The sequence below is a fragment of the Mycobacterium heckeshornense genome (genome assembly GCF_016592155.1).
Taxonomy (GTDB): Bacteria; Actinomycetota; Actinomycetes; order Mycobacteriales; family Mycobacteriaceae; genus Mycobacterium; species Mycobacterium heckeshornense.
The window spans coordinates 1,648,595-1,669,526 of sequence record NZ_AP024237.1; the positions used below are offsets into that span (position 1 = coordinate 1,648,595).

Annotated in this window: 18 protein-coding genes; 12 read left to right on the forward strand and 6 right to left on the reverse strand. The window is 63.9% G+C overall.

Going from position 1 to position 20,932, the window contains the following annotated elements:
* Positions 1-172 precede the first annotated feature (172 nt).
* Positions 173-928 carry an SDR family NAD(P)-dependent oxidoreductase gene (locus tag MHEC_RS07975; RefSeq protein ID WP_048893192.1) on the forward strand — a complete coding sequence of 252 codons (756 nt, stop codon included), beginning with the start codon at positions 173-175 and terminating at the stop codon, positions 926-928.
* Here the strand turns inward: MHEC_RS07975 and MHEC_RS07980 are convergent.
* Together MHEC_RS07980 and MHEC_RS07985 are read right to left on the reverse strand one after the other, a co-directional pair.
* Positions 906-2,063: a Zn-dependent alcohol dehydrogenase gene (locus MHEC_RS07980; RefSeq protein WP_048893191.1), complete on the reverse strand. Its 1,158-nt coding sequence runs from the start codon at positions 2,061-2,063 to the stop codon at positions 906-908. The two genes, MHEC_RS07975 and MHEC_RS07980, sit on opposite strands and share 23 nt — an antisense overlap.
* Positions 2,060-3,274 (reverse strand): cytochrome P450, encoded by a 1,215-nt coding sequence (locus tag MHEC_RS07985; protein ID WP_048893206.1) that lies wholly within the window; start codon positions 3,272-3,274, stop codon positions 2,060-2,062. The genes MHEC_RS07980 and MHEC_RS07985 overlap by 4 nt, the downstream gene beginning before the upstream one ends.
* Positions 3,275-3,656: 382 nt before the next feature.
* On the opposite strand from MHEC_RS07985, the gene MHEC_RS07990 reads away from it, so the two are divergent.
* Entirely contained in the window at positions 3,657-4,790 is a 1,134-nt protein-coding gene (locus tag MHEC_RS07990; RefSeq protein WP_048893190.1) for an acyl-CoA dehydrogenase family protein, read from the forward strand.
* The gene (locus tag MHEC_RS07995; protein WP_048893189.1) at positions 4,787-6,037 is read left to right on the forward strand and encodes an acyl-CoA dehydrogenase family protein; all 1,251 of its coding nucleotides are present in this window, start codon (positions 4,787-4,789) and stop codon (positions 6,035-6,037) included. The genes MHEC_RS07990 and MHEC_RS07995 overlap by 4 nt, the downstream gene beginning before the upstream one ends.
* A gap of 9 nt (positions 6,038-6,046) precedes the next feature.
* Here MHEC_RS07995 and MHEC_RS08000 read toward each other — a convergent pair whose 3' ends face one another.
* Positions 6,047-7,267: a CaiB/BaiF CoA transferase family protein gene (locus tag MHEC_RS08000; protein ID WP_048893188.1), complete on the reverse strand. Its 1,221-nt coding sequence runs from the start codon at positions 7,265-7,267 to the stop codon at positions 6,047-6,049.
* Positions 7,268-7,536: 269 nt separating this feature from the next.
* On the opposite strand from MHEC_RS08000, the gene MHEC_RS08005 reads away from it, so the two are divergent.
* Genes MHEC_RS08005 through MHEC_RS08040 form a run of 8 tightly spaced genes read left to right on the forward strand, consistent with a single transcriptional unit; the run spans position 7,537 to position 16,110 of the window.
* Positions 7,537-8,400, forward strand: coding sequence for a mycofactocin-coupled SDR family oxidoreductase (locus MHEC_RS08005; RefSeq protein ID WP_048893187.1), 864 nt, complete (start codon positions 7,537-7,539; stop codon positions 8,398-8,400).
* On the forward strand, positions 8,400-9,398 hold the full coding sequence (locus MHEC_RS08010; protein ID WP_048893186.1) for a thiamine pyrophosphate-dependent dehydrogenase E1 component subunit alpha: 999 nt from the start codon (positions 8,400-8,402) through the stop codon (positions 9,396-9,398). The genes MHEC_RS08005 and MHEC_RS08010 overlap by 1 nt, the downstream gene beginning before the upstream one ends.
* Before the next feature lie 11 nt (positions 9,399-9,409).
* Positions 9,410-10,408 carry an alpha-ketoacid dehydrogenase subunit beta gene (locus tag MHEC_RS08015; protein WP_048893205.1) on the forward strand — a complete coding sequence of 333 codons (999 nt, stop codon included), beginning with the start codon at positions 9,410-9,412 and terminating at the stop codon, positions 10,406-10,408.
* The gene (locus tag MHEC_RS08020) at positions 10,401-10,655 is read left to right on the forward strand and encodes a biotin/lipoyl-containing protein (protein ID WP_048893185.1); all 255 of its coding nucleotides are present in this window, start codon (positions 10,401-10,403) and stop codon (positions 10,653-10,655) included. The genes MHEC_RS08015 and MHEC_RS08020 overlap by 8 nt, the downstream gene beginning before the upstream one ends.
* Positions 10,646-11,515: an enoyl-CoA hydratase/isomerase family protein gene (locus MHEC_RS08025; protein WP_048893184.1), complete on the forward strand. Its 870-nt coding sequence runs from the start codon at positions 10,646-10,648 to the stop codon at positions 11,513-11,515. The genes MHEC_RS08020 and MHEC_RS08025 overlap by 10 nt, the downstream gene beginning before the upstream one ends.
* A gap of 9 nt (positions 11,516-11,524) precedes the next feature.
* Positions 11,525-13,057, forward strand: coding sequence for an acyl-CoA synthetase (locus tag MHEC_RS08030; RefSeq protein ID WP_048893183.1), 1,533 nt, complete (start codon positions 11,525-11,527; stop codon positions 13,055-13,057).
* 18 nt (positions 13,058-13,075) lie between these two features.
* Positions 13,076-14,419 (forward strand): aromatic ring-hydroxylating oxygenase subunit alpha, encoded by a 1,344-nt coding sequence (locus tag MHEC_RS08035; protein ID WP_172442096.1) that lies wholly within the window; start codon positions 13,076-13,078, stop codon positions 14,417-14,419.
* Complete coding sequence (locus MHEC_RS08040) at positions 14,416-16,110, forward strand: FAD-binding protein (RefSeq protein WP_048893182.1); 1,695 nt, start codon at positions 14,416-14,418, stop codon at positions 16,108-16,110. Before MHEC_RS08035 ends, MHEC_RS08040 begins: the two co-directional genes overlap by 4 nt.
* Before the next feature lie 64 nt (positions 16,111-16,174).
* Here the strand turns inward: MHEC_RS08040 and MHEC_RS08045 are convergent, their stop codons facing one another.
* From MHEC_RS08045 to MHEC_RS08055, 3 genes are all read right to left on the reverse strand, one after another.
* Entirely contained in the window at positions 16,175-17,023 is an 849-nt protein-coding gene (locus MHEC_RS08045; protein WP_048893203.1) for an enoyl-CoA hydratase-related protein, read from the reverse strand.
* 85 nt (positions 17,024-17,108) lie between these two features.
* On the reverse strand, positions 17,109-18,311 hold the full coding sequence (locus MHEC_RS08050) for an amidohydrolase family protein (RefSeq protein WP_048893202.1): 1,203 nt from the start codon (positions 18,309-18,311) through the stop codon (positions 17,109-17,111).
* Positions 18,312-18,406: 95 nt separating this feature from the next.
* On the reverse strand, positions 18,407-19,411 hold the full coding sequence (locus MHEC_RS08055) for a hotdog fold thioesterase (protein WP_048893181.1): 1,005 nt from the start codon (positions 19,409-19,411) through the stop codon (positions 18,407-18,409).
* Positions 19,412-19,652: 241 nt separating this feature from the next.
* Here MHEC_RS08055 and MHEC_RS08060 point away from each other — a divergent pair, with 241 nt between their 5' ends.
* Positions 19,653-20,852 (forward strand): IS110 family RNA-guided transposase, encoded by a 1,200-nt coding sequence (locus MHEC_RS08060; protein WP_142358634.1) that lies wholly within the window; start codon positions 19,653-19,655, stop codon positions 20,850-20,852.
* Positions 20,853-20,932 lie beyond the last annotated feature (80 nt).

Genomic DNA, 20,932 nt, shown 5'->3' on the forward strand with positions numbered 1-20,932 from the left:
GGCACTCTCCCGCCAGACGCCGACCAAGGAACAACCAGAGCGTACGCGCGCCACCGCCATGACGGCGGCACGATTATCGTGGATTGTCATGCTTTAGGAGGACGCTTGTGCACCACGTCGGCATCGGTGCCCTGGATGCTGAAGCACCGCTCGAATTGATCGGACCGTCCGTATGAGCGCCATCGTGACCGGCGGTGCCTCGGGGATCGGGCGTGAAGTCGCCGCCCTGCTCCGCCACGCCGGCCATGACGTTGTCGTATGGGATCGAAGCGGTGGCGACATCCAGTGCGACATCAGCGATCCCGAGGAGGTGTCGGCGGCGATGGCGGTGACGGTGCGCGAGCACGGCGTTCCCGCACGCATGGTGGCCTGTGCTGGAATCGGCGCATCGGGGCTGCTCTTGGAGCTCTCGCCTGACGACTGGCATCGGGTGTTGGCAGTGAACCTCACCGGCACGTGGCTGACGATGCGGGCCGCCGCGCAGGCCATGGTCGATGCCGGATCCGGCGGGTCTATCGTCGCGGTCTCCAGTATCAGCGGCACGGTGGCCGACCGGGACATGGGTGCCTACTGCGTGTCCAAGGCCGGGATAGACATGCTGGTCAAGGTCGCGGCGGTGGAGTGGGGTCGCTATGGCATTCGGGTCAATGCGGTCGGCCCGGGCGTCACCCGGACTCCAATGCTGGGCGAGCCGGAACGACTGCCTGGGTGGGTGGAAGGTCTGCAGCAGCGGACCGCGCTGGGCCACCTGGGTGAAGCCGCCGACGTGGCCGGGGCGATTGTCGGTGTACTCGAATTACCTTGGGTGACCGGGCAAGTCGTGCATGCTGACGGCGGCCTGGCGTTGCACAGCCCGATCGACCCATATGGCCAGATGCAGCGACTGGCTACTATGAAGGATCAGGTCAACCGATCCCGAAATCGATGACGCCGCGGATGATCTCACCATTCAACAGGTCGGCGTAGGCGTCGTTGATGTCGTCAAGCCGATAACGCTTCGTGATCATCTCGTCGAGTTGCAGCTGGCCCGTCTGGTAGAGCTTCGCCAGACGGGCGATGTCGGCCTTCGGGTTGCACGATCCAAAGACCGTTCCCGCCAGCGTCTTGTTCATCAGAATGAAGTCCTGCAGGTTGAGGTTGACCGAGCGTGTCAGCTGCGAGGTCATTCCAGTCAGCACACAGGTGCCGCCCTTGCGGGTGAGCTCGAGGGCATCGCGAACGTCGTCCGGGGTGATCAGCGACGGCGAGACCACCACGGCGTCAGCCATTACCCCATAGGTCAGCCCACGCACCAAATCGAGCGCATCGGCGGTTGTCGCCGCGGTGTGGGTGGCGCCGAATCGACACGCCGACTTCTGTTTGAACTCCACCGGGTCGACCGCAACGATCTGCGCGGCACCGTTGATCCGCGCGCCCTGGATCGCGCCGGTGCCGATGCCGCCGGCGCCGATCACGACCACCGTGTCGCCGCCGCGCACACCGGCCCGATTAGCTGCAGACCCGTAGCCGGTGGGGATCGCACATGACAACAGCGCGCTGGGCAGCAGCGGCACATCCGGCTCGATTTTTACCAGTGAATTCGCTGACACCACAGTGTGCTCAGCGAATGCGCCGATCTTAGATAGGTGTCCCAACGGTTTGCCGTCGGTGGTGTGATGGCGAAACGTCCCGTCGGTGGGCATGCCGGGAGTCAGGGTGCCGATCCCGGCGTCACAGATGTATTCCATGCCGCACGCGCACCAGCGGCATTGCCCGCATACGGCGACGAATGACATCACCACGTGATCACCCGGCGTGAAATCGGTGACACCGTCGCCGACCTCGCGTACGATTCCCGACCCTTCGTGGCCACCGATGGTCGGGAACATGGTCGGAAGGCCGAGTGATCGCAGCACCTCGTTGGGGGCCGACAAGTCGCCCTTGAGGATGTGGTCGTCGGAATGGCACAGCCCAGCGGCAGCCATCTCGACTAACACTTCTCCGGCGCGCGGTGGATCGAGCTGAAATTCCTCGACCGACCATGGCCCGCCGACATCGTGCAGGATCGCGGCCCGGCTTTTCATGCTGCAGGCGTGAAGGTGACCGGAAGCTTGTTGGGCGACCGGAAGGTAAGCCCGACGATCCTGGCGTCCTCGTCCGGCACCAACGCCAGATTCGCAACACGGTCGAGCAAACTGTTCAGCATCACCCGGGTTTCCAGCCGGGCAAGGTGCATGCCGAGACACATATGGATCCCGCCGGCGAAGGCGATGTGCGCCTGCCGCGGACGGCGGATGTCGAAGGCGTTGGGGTCCGTCCAGCGACTTTCGTCGCGGTTCGCCGAACCCATGCACAAGTCGACTTGTGCACCGGAAGGGATTGTCTTCCCGCGCATTTCGACGTCCCGAGTGGTTGTCCGCACGACGGTGGTAAGCGGTGTTTCGTAGCGCAGGCCCTCCTCGATCGCAGCGGGAATCAGTGACCGGTCTTGGTAAACCATCGCCAACTGCTCAGGGTGGGTCAGCAGCAGGTAGAGCAGGTTGCCCGACGACCGGTAGGTTGTTTCCAGGCCGGCCGGCAACAGCAGCCGCAAGAACGAAATGATCGCCTCGTCGGTCAGCTTCTCGCCGTCGATTTCGGCGCTGACCAGATCGCCGATGATGTCTTCGGTGATTCTGCGGCGTCTTTGCTCCACCTGCTCGAGGAAATAGTCGTGCAACTCGATGGAAGCTTGCAGTCCCGCTTCGATGTCGACCGGGATGGAGATCAGGTCGAACGACAGCCTCCGGAACAATGCGAGGTCCTCGCGCGGCAGCCCGAGCAGACTCGCGATGATGCGGGTCGGGAATTCGAACGTCAACGCTTTCACCAGGTCGGCGGTGCCGTCGTTCTTGATCTCGTCGACCAGCTGATCGCAGACGGGCGCGATGACCGACGGCTCCCAGCGCTCAAGCGCAGTTGCCCGGAACGCTTTCGCAACCAGGTTGCGGTGATCGTGATGCTCTTTGCCGCCCATCGCCAAGATGGTGTGGCCCATCACCAGTCCGATGGTCTGGTCGTATGCGTGAGAACTGAAGGTCTGGTCGTCGCGGAATGCTTGGAAGACACTGTCGTAATCGAACAGGACCCATTCGTCGTCGGGCACCAGTTCCGGTGGCACCTTCGAATGGTCCATCAGGGCACCGTGCCACACGGGCTCGGTGCGTCTTTTGTATTCGAAGAACGGGTACGGGCTGGTCTCACCCGTGGTGTCGAGCGTGACGGATTGGTCATGCGGGTCGGTGCTGATCGTCATCAGCATGCCTCCTGAGCACCGGGTAAGGGCGATTCCCGCGGGCCAGCCGGAACCGCCCTCGCGCTGGTCAGCGGATCGTCGTGATTGAACCTCGCTATCATAATATAAATAGCAACTAAGCCCAACGCCTTTGTAGTGTTCTACGGTAATCGGAACGGTATCGGCGTTGGCAATTCCAGCTTGCTCCTGCATGCCGACGTGAACACCGATCCGCGCCTGGGCGCTACGACGTTTCACGGCTTCGACCGCCATCCGGGTCTGTCGTATCGACGCAACTCCGGTAGCTCTTACGGTATTGCTCGTTGCTACGATCGGAGGCGCCCGCCGATCTCCCGCGAGACCCGACGGCGGATGTCGGTCCCAAGGAAGGCCTGCCCGAATCATGACTGCGGTCGAGTCGCCCGAAAAGGCGCTCTTCGCCTCGACTACCGAGGCGTTTCTTCAGAAGGAAGCACCACTGACTTACGTGCGCGACCTGCATGCGGCGGGTGTGTCCTTCGACCGGGAGTGGTGGCGGCGCGCCGCTCAATTGGGTTGGACTGGTCTGCTCGTTCCCGAGGAACTGGGCGGCGGCGCCGTCTCCGGCAACGGTTTTGCTGATCTGGCCATGGTCGCCGAACTGATCGGCAAGACCGTGGCGCCTGGACCCTTATATCCGGTCAGCACCGTGCTCGCCGCACTGGTCGAATGCGGCGAGCACGATATCCATGCCGCCGCCATCGACTCGTTGATGTCCGGCGACGCGGTGGCGTCGTGGGCGGTCTATGAGCCGGGCGGGGGCTGGGCGCCGCTGGAGCCGTCGGTAACGGCGACGCCGCACGATGGGGGCTACCGTATCGACGGCGTCAAAGACCGCGTGGAGGCTGGCGCCCAAAGCGACATGTTGTTGGTGGTGGCGCGCTGCGACGACGAGATCCGCCAGTTCCTCGTGCCAACGACCACGCCTGGCGTCCGCATCGAACCCCAGCCGTCGGTCGACCTGGTCAAACAGTACGCGCGTGTGCAGTTCGATGGTGTAGACGTGCAGCGGTCCGCGGTGGTGGGCAAACCCGGCGAAACCACCGCGCTGGTCGAACGGCAGAGCCAGATCGCTCAGGTGCTGCAGTGCGCAGAGGTGGTCGGCATCCTGCAGACCGTGTTCGGCTTTACGGTCCGGTGGGCGTTCGACCGGCACACGTTCGGGCGTCCGCTCGCGTCCTATCAGGCACTCAAACACCGTTTTGCCGACATGAAGACCTGGCTGGAAGCATGCCGCGCGACCACATCCGCCGCGGTGGCCGCGGTTGCTACGCGCTCACCGCGAGCCGGGTGGTTGGCCAGCATCGCCAAATCCTACGTCGGGGAGAAGGCCCCGGCGATCGTGCAGGATTGTGTGCAGATGCACGGCGGCATCGGCGTCACCTGGGAACACGACCTACATCTGTACCTGCGGCGAGTTGTGTTGTACCGCTCCATGTTCGGCAGCCCCGAGGAGCACAACCTGCGGGTGTATGCGTGGGAGGAAGCGTCGCGATGACAGACAACGTGTCGGCTCCCGTCGACGAATCGGTCGAGCAGTTCCGCGCCCGCGCCCGGGCGTGGCTGGCCGCCAACATGCCGCGGATCGACCCTGCTTCGCCGCCGGTGGCCAACCGCGATGACCAACGCGCCTGGCAGCGGGCTCGCGAATTGCAAAAGCGGCTCTACGAAGGCGGATTCGCCGGTATCTGCTTCCCGCGTGAATACGGCGGCCTGGGCCTGGATTACGAGTATCAGAAGGCTTTCGACGAAGAAAGCATCCACTACGAGATGCCGCTGATCCTCAACACGCCGACGTTCACCATCTGTTGTGCGACCCTGCTCGACACCGGCAGCGAGGAACAGAAAAAGCAACACATCGGCGCGGCTTTGCGCGGCGACGAGGTGCTGGTGCAGCTGTTGTCGGAGCCCAGTGGCGGATCGGATCTGGCCGGTGTGCTCACCCGGGCCGAGCGGCGCGGTGACCGGTGGGTGATCAACGGCGCAAAGACGTGGAGCACCAGTGCCTTTGCCGCCGACTACGGATTGTGTCTGGCTCGCACCGACTGGGACGTGCCCAAACACGAGGGGCTGACCATGTTCCTGGTGCCGATCGCTCATCCGGGAATCACGTTGCGGCGCATCACCCAACTCAACGGCTCCACCGAGTTCTGCGAGGAGTTCCTCGACAACGTCGACGTCGGTGACGATGCCGTCGTTGGTGAGGTGAACAATGGATGGACCGTCGCGTCACGGCAGCTCTACCACGAACGTCGCGCGGTCGGCCAAGGTTCGGAATTCGCCAGCGGGTCAGGGAGCGAGGGCGGACGCTCGACGCCGGTGGATTTTGTGGCCTTGGCTCGAAAGACCGGCCAGGGCGACGACGAACGTGTGCGGGAAATGGCGGGCCGGGTGCTGGTGCATCGCGCGGTCAGCGACCAGCTCTCCGAGCATGTGTACCGCAGTGTGCGCGACGGTAGCTTACCGCCGGCTGCCGGAACCCTGATCCGGCTGTTCCACGCCGACACCGTGACCTTGGACATGGACACCGCGCTGGCCATCGCGGGCACGGCGGGAGTGGTTGGCGCCGAGGGGGACGGCCTAGAGCATGGGCTGCGGTACCTGTCGCGGCAGACGGTTGCCATCGGCGGCGGCACCACAGAGATGGCCCGCAACGTAATCGGGGAGCGGGTGTTGGGCTTTCCGCGGGAATACGCCGCCGACCGCGGTGTGCCGTTCAAGCAGGTGCGTCACGGCAAGATGTAGCGCTCGGCGTTACAGGATCGCGCCGCTGTCTTTGGCCGTGGCGATGTCGTCCCAGTCGTAGCCGAGCTCCAGCAGGATTTCCTCGGTGTGCTGGCCATGCTCGGGCGCTCGCGTCGGCGGTGGCGGCGTTTCGCCGAATTGGACCGGTGCTGCGACCATTTGGTACTCCACACCGCGGTCGTCGGCATTAGTGATGAGATAGCCATTCGGTTTGGCCTGCGGGTCCTGAAGCACTTCGCGGGGTGTGGCCAGCGGTGCCCACACGCCGGGCTCGTCAGCCAGCGCTGCCCGCCAGTACTCCAAGTCGTGCTCGGCGAATTTGGCAGAGATGATAGCGGTGGCCTCAGCGGCGTTGGCGACCAGATTCGACGACGGCACGAAGCGCTCGTCGGTAGCCAGTTCCGGTAGACCTATCCGCCGACAGAACCCGGCCCAGAACTTGTCAGGCTGCAGGAAGACCAACTGGATCCACCGGCCGTCTTTGGTCTTGTACCTGTTAACCAGCGGGTTGATGGCCAATCCCGGAGGCGCGCCGGGGATTCCGTCGACATCGAAAAGGTCGGCGACCGAAATCGAGGGAGCAATGCTCCACATCGCCTGGGCCAGCAGCGACGAGTCCACAATCGTCGGCTCCCCGGTCCGTTGCCGGTGGAACAATGCGCCGCAGATGCCGCCGGCCAATGTGATTCCGGCCTGCAGGTCACCGAAGGCCGGACCCTGAACGGCGGGATGCTCGGTGCCAAACGGTGTGAGGGTGTAGGCCACGCCACCGCGAGCCAGGTAGGTGGCGGCGTCGAATCCGCCTCGATCACGGTCCGGCCCGCGTACCCCCAGTCCGGTTCCGCGCGCGATGATGATGTTCGGATTGAAGCCCCGAATATCTGCGACCGTCAGGCGCACTCGCTCCAATGCCGCCGGTAGCCAGTTGGTGAGCAGCACGTCGGCCTGGGCGAGGAGCCGGCCGAAGATCTCGCGACCGGTGTCGGTCTTCAGATCCAGCGCGATGCTGCGTTTGCCGCGGTTGCTCAACTCAAGGATGAAGTCGGTGTCGGCGCGCGCGGCTTGGCGGGTGAAACCCCCGATGACGAGCGCTCTTCCGGGGTCGCCGCTGGCGACGCTTTCGACCTTGATGACGTCGGCGCCCCAGTCCGCCAGCGCGACGCCGGCGGCCGGCACATACGTCCACGACGCGAGCTCCACGACCCGGACGCCACTGAGTACGCCTGACATCTGACCATCCTTCGCTCAGGTCTCGCACAACCGCTGCCAGGCACATCGCAGCGGGTGTCTTTTCTATTTTAGGTAATCTAGCTAGCATAGGTCTGGCCTGAGGCGACTTTGCGAGCGAGCAGCTTCTTTGAAAGAGATGCGATGGAGTCGGACGTTCGTCTCGTTTGCTTGGCTGATCGCGTAGCCAAGGTCCCGTCACGCCAGCGGGAATGGCTGCCAATGATGTTGGGCCGTAACGCAGGTGTGCGGTTTCTCAGAAAGGACCGGGTATGGGCAGGGTGACGGGTAAAGTGGCGCTGATCAGCGGGGCCGCGCGCGGTCAGGGCCGTTCGCATGCGCGGATGCTTGCCGCGGAGGGCGCCGACATCATCGCGGTGGACCTGTGCGCCGACATCGAAACCAACGAGTATCCGCTGGCTCGGCCGGAGGATCTCGACGAGACAGCAAGGCTCGTCGAGAAAGAAGGGCAGCGAGCGTTCGCGGCGATTGCCGACGTCCGCGACCGCGCAGCCCTGTCCGAGGCGATCGATCGCGGCGTCGCCGAGCTCGGCCGCCTCGACGTCGTGGTGGCCAACGCCGGCATCTGTCCGTTGACTGCGGGCCTGCCGCCGCAGGCGTTCGCCGACGCCGTCGACGTGGATCTTGTCGGCGTCATCAACCTCGTGCACGCCAGCCTCAAACACCTGCAGGCCGGCGCGTCGATCATCGTGACCGGGTCGGTGGCGGCGTTCATGGCTTCGATGAACACCGGTGGCATCGACGGCGGCCCCGGCGGAGCCGGGTATGCCTTCGCGAAACAGGTTGTCGCGCACTACGTCAACGATTTCGCGCTGCAATTGGCTCCCAAATTCATCCGGATGAACGCGATCCACCCGACGAACTGCAACACCGACATGCTGCACAGTCCGCCGATGTATCGGGCTTTCCGCCCCGACCTGCCGAACCCGACCCGAGACGACGCCGAGCTGTCGTTTCCGGTGATCCAGGCGATGCCGATCCCGTATGTCGAACCCGTGGACATCAGCGAGGCTGTGGTGTTTCTGGCCAGTGACGCCGCCCGCTACATCACCGGCCAGCAACTGCGTGTCGACGCTGGCGGTTTCCTCAAAGTCAAGCCCTGGTCGGGGGTGTGATGGAGCCGTCGGTGTCACCAGAGGTGCCGCCAGACATTCAACGCCGCCTGTATGCGTTGATGGTGCTGATGAAGGCGGCCGACGACCGGCTATCCAAGGGCATCGGGACCGGCGAGTTCATGTGCGTGTATTGGCCGTCGCGCGGACAGGAGGCCGTTGCGGCCGCGATGGGTGTCTCGCTGCGTGAAGACGACCAGTTGGTGACGACCTACCGCGGACTGCACGATCTGATCGGCAAGGGCGTCCCGCTGGAGGAGATCTACGGCGAGATGATGGGCCGCACTGTCGGCGCCAGCCGCGGCAAGGGCGGCACCATGCACATCGCCAATCCCGGCAAGGGTGTCATGCTCTCGACGGGGATCGTCGGCGCCGGACCTCCGGTGGGTGTCGGGCTGGCGATGGCCGCCAGGCGCAAGGGGCTCGACCGGGTCACCGCGGTCAGCTTCGGTGATGGCGCCACCAACACCGGCTCCTTCCACGAAGCAGCCAACATGGCCGCGCTGTGGGACCTGCCGCTGGTGTTCGTGTGCCAGAACAACGGCTACGCCGAGATGACGCCGACCGAACACACCATGAAACTCGAGCGCGTCGCCGATCGGGCCGCCGGCTATGGGATGCCGGGAATTCGCGTCGATGGCAACGACCCGCTGGCGGTGAAATCGGCGCTCGATGAAGCGTTGCACCGGGCCCGAAGCGGCGGCGGGCCAACTTTTCTCGAGTGTGTGACGTTCCGCTTCCGCGGCCACTATTTCGGCGATCGGATGCCGTATATACCCAAAGAGCAGCTTGCGGCGGCGATGACGGCCGATCCCGTGCCGCGGTTCCGCAGCCGTCTCGCCGAGACAGGTGTGTGCGCCGAGGAGGAGCTGGAGCGCATCGAGCGCGAGGCCGCCGACACCGTGGAAACGGCATTGCGGGCCGTCATGAGCGCTCCAGCGCCGGGGATCGAAGAGCTCGAGCACGACGTATATGCCCAACCGATCACGTCCCCGAGATGAGCGAGTCGGCCATGGACGAAAAAGAGATGACGATGCGTGAGGCACTCAACCTCGCGCTGGATCAAGCCATGCAGGTCGACGAGCGAGTGTTCTTGCTGGGCGAGGACATAGCCGACCCTGGCGCCACCGGCCCGACCGCCGGCTTGTCGACGAAGTACGGTCGCGACCGCGTGCTGGACACGCCGATCTCGGAAGCCGGGATCGTCGGGGCGGCGATCGGCGCCGCGATCGACGGCCTGTTGCCGGTCGCCGAGATCATGATCATGGATTTCATTGGTCTTGCCGCCGACCAGTTGATCAACCATGCCGCCAAGCTGCGATTCATGACCGGTGGACGCACCGGGGCGCCGATCACAGTGCGCACCCAGGTGTATGGCGGACTGGGCACCGGCGCGACACACTCCCAAAGCCTGGAGGCGTGGTTCATGCACGTTCCCGGGCTGAAGGTGATCGTTCCGTCCACTCCGCGCGACGCCAAAGGCCTGTTGACATCGGCGATCTTCGACGAGGACCCGTGCCTGTTCGTCGAGACCATCCGGCTGCAAACCCAGCGCGGCTTAGTCCCGATCGATCCGGAGTTTTGCATTCCTCTCGGCCGGGCCGAGATCAAACGAACCGGCGCTGACGTGACCCTGATCAGCTACGGGCGCAGTGTGCAGGACGCACTCGCTGCCGCGGCACGCCTGCAGGAACAAGATGTTAGCGCCGAAGTGGTCGATTTGCGTACCCTGGTACCGCTCGACGTCGAAACCATCTGTAAGTCCGTCCGCCGCACGCGTCGAGTCGTCGTTGTTCACGACGCGGTCCAATTCGCCGGCCCCGGAGCAGAAATCGCCGCGATCCTACAATGCGAATTGTTCGGTGAGCTTGCCGCGCCCATCGAACGGGTGGGCGCCAGGTTCGTCCCAACCCCGGCCGCGCCGGCGCTGGAGGCCGAGGTGTACCCGTCGCCTGCGCGGATCGTCGCTGCAGCCCAACGCGCGTTGCGATTGGCGAGCACGCATGGGTGACTTCGTGATTCGCATCCCACGGGTCTCGGTTGCCGTGTCCGAGGCCGAACTTGTCGAACTGCTCGTCGACAACGGCCAATATGTCGAGGAAGGCACGCCGATCTACGTCATCGCTACCGACAAAGCCGAACAGGAGATCGAGGCCGGTGCATCGGGCACCGTTGTGTGGACTGCGGAAGTCGGCGCCAGCTACGACATCGGCACCGAAATCGGCGTTATCAAAACAGAGGAGAAGGTATGGACCTGAAAGAGACTCGCGAGCGCACCATCTACGAAAAAGACGGCGCGATCGCGCGCGTCACGCTCAATTGGCCGGAGAAGGCCAACGCTCAAGACCAGAAGCTTGTCGAAGAGATGGACGCCGCGCTGGCCGACGCCGACCGTGACTACGATATCAAGGTCCTGATCGTCAAAGCCAACGGTAACGGCTTTTGTTCTGGACACGCCATCGGCAATAACGCTGTCGACTACCCGGAGTTCGTTGAGGGTTTCAAACATACTGGGACACCGTGGAAGCCGCAGACTGATCTGTTCGTCAAGCCGGTGCTGAACTTGTGGGAATTTTCTAAGCCGACGATCGCGCAGGTGCACGGCTACTGTGTCGGCGGCGGCACCCACTACGGCCTGACCACCGACATTGTCATTGCGGCAGACGATGCGTACTTTCAGTACCCGCCCTTGCAGGGTTTCGGTATGCCGTCAGGCGAATGCTCAATCGAGCCTTGGATTTTCATGAACTGGCGTCGCGCCGCCTACTACCTCTACTTGGCTGAGGTCATCGACGCTCACAAGGCGCTGGCCATCGGTTTGGTCAACGAAGTGGTCCCGCGAGACGAACTTGAAGCGCGTGTTGAGGCCATAGCCCGCCATATCGCGCAGGCTCCGCTGACGACGCTCTTGGCGACCAAGGCCAACCTGAAGCGGGCGTGGGAGTTGATGGGCATGCGGGTGCATTGGCAGAGCTCCAACGACCTGGTTGCGCTGGCGTCACTGAGCGCCGACGTGCAGGCGCTGGTTCAGCAGGTGCTCAAGGGCAAGATCAAACCCGCGGAAATGGCCCGCCGCCAAGCGGCGGCTTCTGAGGCAGCCGAATCCACACAACCCTAAGGGTGTTCGGTGAACATTGCCGACCACGCCAGCCGCGCGCCGCAGTCCACGGCGCTGATCGTCGCGGACGACACCCGGATGTCGTACGGCAAGCTGTACACCCGTAGCCAGCGCGTCGCCGCGGTGTTGCACGAGGCGGGGCTGCGCCGAGGCGACAGCGTCGCGCTCGTGCTTCGCAACCGCCCCGAGTTCCTCGAGATCACGTGGGGGTGTCAACTCTCCGGTCTCTACTACACCCCGATCAACACACACCTCACGTTTGACGAAGTGGCCTACATTGTCTCCGACTGTGAGGCACGCGCGATATTCGTCGACTCGTCGTTTGCCCAGCTTGGGACGCGAATCCTCCACACCTGTCCGCGATTGGACGTGGTGGTCAGCGTCGGTGACCGGCTGACAGGCTGGCGTTGCTATGAGGACGCCCTGCTGGCCGCCGGCGATGCGCCGCCGCTGTCAGACGGCAGCGAGATGCTGTACTCCTCAGGCACCACCGGGCGGCCCAAGGCGGTACGCCGCACGCTGCCCACGCAGCGTGGCTCATGGGCCCAGGCAGTCATGGAGTTGGCGCTGCGTCACCGCTACGGCATGGACGCTTCCAGCGTGTATCTGTCGCCCGCGCCGCTATATCACGCCGCCGGGGTGAACTACACCATGGCGGTCAACCGCGTCGGCGCGGCGTCGGTGATCATCGAGAAGTTCGACGCCGAGAATGTGCTTCGGCTCATCGAGAGTCACCGGGTCACGCATGCGCAGTTCGTGCCGACAATGTTCGTCCGGATGCTCAAGCTGCCCGAGCCGGTACGCAGACGATACGACGTTTCCAGCCTCCAGTGCGTCTTGCATGCCGCCGCTCCATGCCCAGTCGAGGTGAAGCAGGCGATGATGAAATGGTTCGGCCCTATCATTTACGAATATTACGGCGGTACAGAGGGTTTCGCAGGGAGCACGATCGGGCCCGAGGAGTGGCTGGCCCACCCCGGGTCGGTCGGCAAGCCGCTTTCCCCGGTGCATATTGTCGGCGAGGACGGGCGCGAGCTTCCCGCCGGTGAGACGGGTGAGATCTACTTCGAAGGCGGGCCCGCATTCGAGTACTTTAAAGACCCGGCCAAGACAGCGTCGATCCGCAACGAACACGGTTGGCGCACATTGGGCGACATGGGCTACGTCGATGAGGACGGCTACCTGTATCTCACCGATCGCTCGACCTTCATGATCGTCTCGGGTGGGGTGAACATCTACCCACAAGAGGCAGAGAACCTCTTGGTGATGCATCCCAAAGTCATCGATGCGGCGGTATTCGGCGTCCCCAACGACGAATACGGGGAAGAGGTCAAGGCTGTCGTGCAAGCGGCCGACGGCGTCGTAGCCGGGCCTGGCCTTGAAGCCGAGCTCATCGCATACTGCCGAGACCACCTCGCTGCTTACAAGTGCCCGCGCACGGTCGAATTCGACCCACAATTGCCCCGCGACCCCAACGGCAAGCTTTACAAGAGGCGCATCCGCGACCGCTACTGGCAGGGAAGGACTTCGCGGATCGTCTGAGATGAATGAGGGATAGCCATGGTGACACATAATGACTGGACGCCGCTGCCGGTTCCGTGGGCGGTGCAGACTCCAGACCGAATCCCCAAGCAGCGATATTACGACCCCGCGTTCTACGCGCTGGAAACCGAACTGTTGTGGCCTCGCGTGTGGCAAATGGCTTGCCGGCTTGAGGAAATCCCTAAACCCGGTGACTTCATCGAGTACGAGATCCTCGACGAGTCGATCATCGTCGTGCGCCTCGATGGCCAAACGGTGCGCGCTTACCACAACGCATGTCGTCACCGCGGGGTAAAGATTGTGGAGGGCAACGGATCTCGCCGCAGTTTCGTCTGTCCATTCCACGGCTGGTGTTGGGGGCTCAATGGAGCTAACACGTTTGTGCCGCGCTCGGAGGTTTTCGCCGAGCACAACCTGCGCCCCGAGGATCTGAACCTGGTCCCCGTGCGCTGCGAGCTGTGGGGCGGATGTGCGTGGATCAACCTGGACGACGCCGCCCCCCCGTTGCGTGACTGCCTGGAACCGTTCGCGTCCGTCTACGATGCCTGGAAGGTGGAGTCACTGCGCACCGAATGGTGGCAGTCGTGTTTGCTGCCGGTGAACTGGAAGGTGGCGACCGCGGCGTTCATGGAGGGCTACCACGTCCCGCAGACCCATCCCCAGCTGTTGCCCACCTCGAGCAACGGCTCGTCGTCAGGACAGGACCTGATCAAGAAAAGCCTGTACTTCATGCGCGCTCTCGGTGAGGGCATGGGCGGCATGACCCACGAAAACGACATCCGTATCGCCGAGGGCCTGCAAAACATCGAACTGCCGGCCGACCCGAGCGCGGCGATGGCTACCTGGCGCAGCACGCTCAACGATGCGGTTGTCGCTTGGCATCGGGCTCGGGGCTGCGAGATGCCCGATCTCAACGAACTCGATCGCCGCGGCATCACCGACGCGATCGGGTTTTGCTTTCCGCACTACTTCCTGCTGCCCACCTACAGCAGCGCCTCGTCATACCGGATCCGTCCACTCGGGCCTGAGCAGACGCTGTTCGAGGTCTGGTCGCTTACGCGAATCCCGCCGGACCGAGTGACTGGCAGGCCGACCCCACCGCAACCGATGGCACCCGACGACCCGCGCTGGCCCCCGATTCCCGCGCAGGACTTCTCCAATCTGCCACGCCAGCAGAAAGGACTGCATTCGCGCGGGTTCGAATACATGCGGCTGTCCAACCAAATCGAAGGGCTGATCTCAAACTTCGAACGCGTCATCGACGGTTTCCTGGCCGGCCTCTCATACGACATCCTGGTGCCGGCGATCCAGAAGACCAACACCACGATCGACGTGCCGATCGCGGACTTGGCACTGCGATGACAATCCGCTGGGATCGGTCTGTCGACCTGCTCATCGCCGGAAGTGGGGGAGGAGGCATGGTCGCGGCTCTGGCGGCGCTCGACTCGGGGCTGCAGCCGTTAGTTGTGGAAAAGCAGGCTCTTGTGGGTGGTTCGACGGGGCTCTCCGGCGGTATCGTCTGGCTGCCGAACAACCCGCTGATGCGGGCCGGGGGCATCGCAGACTCGCACGAGGACGGGCTTGCGTACCTCGCCGACGTGGTCGGCGAAATCGGCGTGGCGTCCTCGCCAGCGCGACGCGAGATGTTTTTGACCGCTGGCTACGAGATGATGAACTTTCTGCTGCGCAAGGGTATTCGACTCGAACGGTGTGCGGGCTGGAGTGACTACTACCCAAACCACAAAGGTGGCAACGAGGCCGGCCGCGCGGTTGAGGGAATCCCGTTCAACGCCGCCCGGCTGGGTGAATGGAGCGACAAGGTGCAGCCGCCGCTGGCCCGCAACTACGGGTTTGTGGTGAAGACCAATGAACTTCGCTCTGTCCAATATTTCAATCGTGCGCCCGGAGCGTTTGCCGTCGCGTTGCGGGTGTTCTTACGCACGGTTGCGGCGCGCATCCGCCGCCGCGACATCCTGACCAACGGTGCATCGCTGATTGCACAGATGCTCAAGGTCCTAATCGACCTGAGCGACGGCGAGCCTCCAGTGTGGACCAACGCGGCGATGGAAGACCTGATTGTCGAGGGCGGTCGTGTCGTTGGCGCGCGTGTCATGCGCGACGGCTCCGCGCTGAACATCGCAGCGCGAAAGGGAGTCCTGTTGGCTGCCGGCGGGTTTAGCCACAACGCCGACATGCGCCGCCGCTACAGCGGTGACCAGCCCAACGACGGGAAATGGTCGATCGCCAACGCTGGCGATACCGGCGAGGTGCTGCAGGCCGCGATGCGTCTTGGCGCAAGGACCGATCTGTTGGACGAGGCGTGGTGGCTGCCTTCGGTTTTCATTGTCGACGGTGGCGCGGTGGCCGGGTCGTTGGGCGTGGGGCGGCAGCGTCCTGGCGCCATCTTCGTCGACTCGACAGGCCGACGGTTCTGTAACGAGTCGAACTCTTATGTCGAGGTGGGCAAGGCGATGTACGCCAACAAGGCGGTGCCGTGCTGGATGGTTTTCGACCATGGTTACGTGCGGCGGTATGTGGCGGGCGCCAACCCGCTGAAGCGCCGGCTTCCCGCCGAACTGATCGAACGCGGCGCCGTCCAACGCGGCGACACCATCGACGACCTGGCCCGCCAAATGGAAGTACCCGCAGATGGATTGGCGCACACCATCGAGCGTTTCAACCGGTTCGCGGCCAAAGGACTTGATCCCGACTTCGGCCGAGGCCAGTCGGCGTACAACGACTGCCTGGGCGATCCCGGGTATCGCCCGAACGCCTCGATCGGCCCGCTGGACCGAGCGCCGTACTACGCGGTAAAGGTCTATCCGGCCGACGTCGGCACCTGCGGGGGTGTGGTCACCAACGAGCACGCGCAGGTTCTCGACGAGCAGGACCGGGTGATCGCCGGTCTGTACGCGACCGGTAATACCACGGCGACGGTGATGGGCCGAACCTATCCGGGTGCCGGTGCCAGCATCGCCAATTCGATGGTGTTCGGCTACGTGGCGGCCCGCCACGCCGCGGGGCGCCGGGTGGCCGGTGAGATGAGCCGCTGACTGGACCAGCCCCTCATCGAACGTGACGGCATCGTCACGCTCGGGCCCGAATGTGACGGCAGCGTCACGTTGGCGCGGCGCCGTAGTCGTCGCGGCCGACGAAATCCCTGGGCTTCAGGCCTGATCGCAACAGCTCGGCTCGCCGGGCCTGAACGTCCGATGCCGCGCCGACCATGTTCGTCAATATGTGGCTGACCTGGAGGTGCACACGCATGCCCATCAATTCCCAGGCCCGCTTTACGCTGTTCTTGACGGCCATCAAGGTCGTCAACGGAATTTGGGCGATCCGGCGGGCCATGTCCTCGACCGTGTTCTCGAGGTCGTCTCGTGGCACTACCTTGTTAAGCAAGCCCCATTCGAACGCTTCCCGAGCAGACAGCGTGGGCGCCAACAAAAGCCAGTCCATGACCCGGTGCCAGTTCATCATCAGCCACGGCTCGATCATGGTGTGCCCGCCTGGCTCGCCGAGGCTTTGGGCAAGCGGCATCTGGAAGTAGGCGTCCTCGGATGCCACGCAGAAATCGGTCAACAGGCCCAGATAAATGCCACCGCCCATGCAGTAACCGTGGATCTGCGAGATCGTGGGTTTGGGAAATTCCCACAGGTACAGCGTCGGCCACAAAAACAGATCAGCGGTGCCCTTGTACAGTTCCTCGAAGGTGTTGCCGAACTCCGGGTAGGGGTTCTCGTCGGGACCCCACCGTGCCACATGTCCACCGCAGAAGCCCTCGCCATTGGCCTTGAGGATCACGACTTTGATTTCTCCGTCGCGGTCTGCCTGGTGCAGACAATCGTCAACTTCGCGCACCAGGGTTGAGTCCTTGGTGTTGGCCTTGTCGACGCGGTTGAGGATGATCCGGGCAATCGGTGGATCCCGTTGATAGATGATCGCGTTGAGGGTGCGCTGCTCCATGTCGGTGCCCATTTGGTGAGCAGACGTGGAGTCGCACTGTTTTGGCACAAAACGTGCGACTCCACGTCTGCTCGCGGTCGGATGATTACGCGCTGACCTGTTTCGCTGGCTGCGAAACCTTCATCAACTTCATCAGGTTGCCGCCCATGATCTTTTCGACGTCTTCCTGATCCAGGCCGGAGAGCTCGTCGACGAAGGTCAGCGGGTCCGCCAATCCCTCGGGGTGCGGCCAGTCCGAGCCGAACACGACCCGGTCAGACCCCACCATTTTGACGATGTCGACGAAGTTGTCCTCCCAGAACGGGCTGATGTAGATGCAGCGCTTGAACGTCTCGATCGGGTCTTCGGCAAACGCATTCGGCATCTTCTTGTAGACACCCTTGAGGCCCTTGAACAAATGGGGCACCCACTCCGCGCCGTTTTCGATCGAAAGGATCCGCAGCTCCGGGTTGCGTGACAGCGCGCCGTGGCAGATCAATGCACCCATCGCGTCCTCGATCGGCCGATGGCCCATCGCGAGGCTGCGGAACGCAGTGGGCTTGAACGGCAGGAACTCGTCGCCGGGCTCCCAGACGTTGAGGAATTCGGCGTAGCCGCTGTCGGATGCGTGCATCGACACCGGAATACCGGCTTTGATGCAGGCTTGCCAGAACGGGTCAAACTCCTCGAAACCGAACGAGCGGCTGCCGCGGTAGCCGGGCACCGGCGCCGGGCGGACCAGCACGGTGCGCGCACCGCGCTCCAGGCACCATTCGAGTTCTTCGAGAGCACGGTCGACGATCGGCAACGTGATCACCGGGGTGGCGAAGATGCGCTCCTTGTAGTTGAACGACCAGGTTTCGTACATCCACTGATTGAGGGCGTGGATGACGTCGTGGGTCAGCTCCGGGTCATCCTTCATCCGCTCTTCGACCAGGCTGGCCAGTGTGGGGAACATCAGCGCATAGTCGACGCCGAGCTCGTCCATCACCTCCAGCCGTGGCCCCGGTTCGCGGAAGGCGGGGATCGCCTTCATCGGCTCGCCCATGATCTCGCGGTAGCTCTTGCCCTTGCTGCCGTGGCGGAAGTACTCTTCCTGCGCTCCCGGGCGGGCCACCACCTCGAAGGTGGGGTTGGGGATGTATTCGCTGATGTGGCCGCGCACCACGATCTTGGTGCGACCGCGCACCTGCACGTAGTCGATCACATGCTTGCGGTTGTCCGGCAGGAACTTGGTCAACGCTTCCTGCGATTCGTACATGTGGTTGTCGGCGTCAAACACCGGAAACGGCAGCTCGCGGGACGGCATGGCGACCTCCTTGCAGTGGTCCTGATTGGTCATGATGCAGGTCTGGTAATGACGTTACCACCTAGGCTGGCAAGACGTAATAGGACCCCGAATTTTCAGCGGGACTCACCGTTATCGCGTTCCATCACGGCGAAATTGACGGTGGCGGTCGCGGCGAGCTCGTCGTCGACGCTGCGGAAGATGTCGACCTGCGCGACGAGGGACCGCCGACCGGCCCGCAGGATCCGCGGGACCGCTCGAGCAAAGCCCTCCCGGACCGGCCGCAGGTAGCGAACGAAAAGGTCGGCAGTGGTGAAGCGGCTTCCCGGCGGCAAATGCCGAAGCCCGAGCTGTCCCGCGGCCACGTCGGCCAACGTGGCGATCAGACCGCCCTGCAGCGCGCCCGAGGTGTTGACCACGTGTGGACCGACCGGTATCTCCATGGCGTCGTCGTGGTGGGCGGAGTCGCGGATGCCGATCTGAGCGAACAGCTCCGACAGCGACGGCGACGCGGTGTCACCGTGGCCGGCACCCAAGGCGCGCATGCAAAAGTCGTAGAGTTGGCCGGCGTCGATCGGGGTTCCGTTCAATTCGGCGCCCAGCCAATGCAGCCGAAGCGCGCCGAGCAAAGTCTGCATGACGATGGCCGACGCGGCTCCAATGTCCAGGCCGGGGCGAAATGCCCCTTCGGTGATGCCGCGGTCAACGATGTCGCGGATGAGTTGGTATAGCGGAGAAAGCACGCGGGCGTAGTCGCGGGGCCGGGTCTCGGCCAGCTGCTGGTTGTAGAGGGTCAAGGCCCGGTTGAGACTGTCCTGGGTGCTCGATTCCGGTTGTGCGCTGATGCGGTCGATCACCAGCTTGAGCGCGGCGCTGGCCTCCATCCCGGTGGTTTCGGTGCGCCAGGCCCGCGCCGACTGGGCCATGGTTGCATCGAATAGCGCCAGCAATAGGTCGTCCTTGCTGCTGAAGTGCTGGTAGAAGGCACGCAGCGACGTCTTGGCGCGCGCGACGACCTCTTGCACGGTGAAGTCGGTGCGCCCGGTTTCCCCCAGGATCGTGACCGCAGTCTTGATGAAGCGTTCTCCGCGGGTTGTGTCGGCTTCGTCCGGGGCGGCCATGGGTGTGTCCTTACCTTTCTTGCAGGGTGGTCGTTGCCGTTGGCCGTAGGCTTCGAACTGCCCAGGGGCGTCGGGTATGGCTTTCATGGGTTTGCCGTCGGTGATGGCCGAAGGAGATTGGCCGCCCGGCGTCCCGCGACGACTCGACCGCTAATTGAGAGATGCGATTCGATCGCTGTGTAAGGACACGTCGGCGTGGTCGTCTGCTGGGTCGATTGTTACGGCGATTACGGAGGTGGTTGTGGGGCAGCAGTTGTGGGCTGGTGTCGACGCCGGTAAATCTGATCACTACTGTGTGGTCATCGACGCCGAAGGGCAGCGGCTGCTGGCGCAGCGGGTCGCTAACGACGAAACTGCGCTGCTGGAGTTGATCAGCACGGTCAGCACTGTGGTTGATGGCGCTGAGATCACCTGGGCGATCGATCTCAACGGTGGTGGCGCTGCGGTGTTGATTGCTCTGCTGGTCGGGGCCGGGCAGCGGCTGCTGTATATCCCCGGGCGCACCGTCTATCACGCCTCGGGCGGCTACCGCGGCGATGGCAAGACCGACGCCAAAGACGCCGCGATCATTGCCGATCAGGCCCGGATGCGCCGCGACCTGCAGCCGTTGCGACCCGGCGACGAGATCGCGGTGGAACTGCGCATCCTCACCAGCCGGCGCGCTGATTTGGTGGCCGATCGCACCCGGGCGATCAACCGGCTGCGGGCCCAGCTGCTGGAATACTTCCCCGCCCTGGAACGCGCCTTTGACTACAGCACCAGCAAGGCCGCGTTGATTTTGCTTACCGGCTATCAAACGCCTGACGGGCTGCGCCGCGCCGGTGCTGCTGAGCTGGCCGCCTGGTTGCGAAAACGTAAGGCCCGCAATGCCGATGCTGTCGCGTCCAAAGCCCTTGCGGCCGCTAACGCCCAGCACACCATCGTGCCCGGACAACACCTGGCTGCCACCGTGGTGGCTCGCCTGGCTAAGGAGGTGATGGCCCTCGACATCGAAATCGACGACACCGAGACGATGATCGAGGAGCGATTTCGCCGCCACCGCCACGCTGAAATCATCTTGAGCATGCCCGGCTTCGGTGTCGTGCTCGGCGCCGAGTTCCTCGCCGCCACCGGCGGCGACATATGCGGCTTCGACTCCGTCGACCGCCTCGCCGGCGTGTCCGGACTGGCCCCGGTACCCCGCGACTCCGGGCGCATCAGCGGCAACCTCAAACGCCCCCGCCGCTACCACCGCCGCCTGCTGCGCGCCTGCTACCTGTCCGCCCAAATCGCCATCCGCACCGACGCCGCCTCGCGCACCTACTACGACCGCAAAAGATCCGAAGGCAAAACCCACACCCAAGCCGTCCTCGCTTTGGCGCGCCGCCGCCTCAACGTGGTATGGGCCATGCTCCGCGACGGCACGGCATACCAGCCCGCACCTACCGCCGCGGCGGCTTGACAACTTCATTGAGAATCTCCTCATTGGTGTCCGCGTCTGACGGCTGCTTTGAGAATGAGGTTACCGCGTTGGCCGCCATG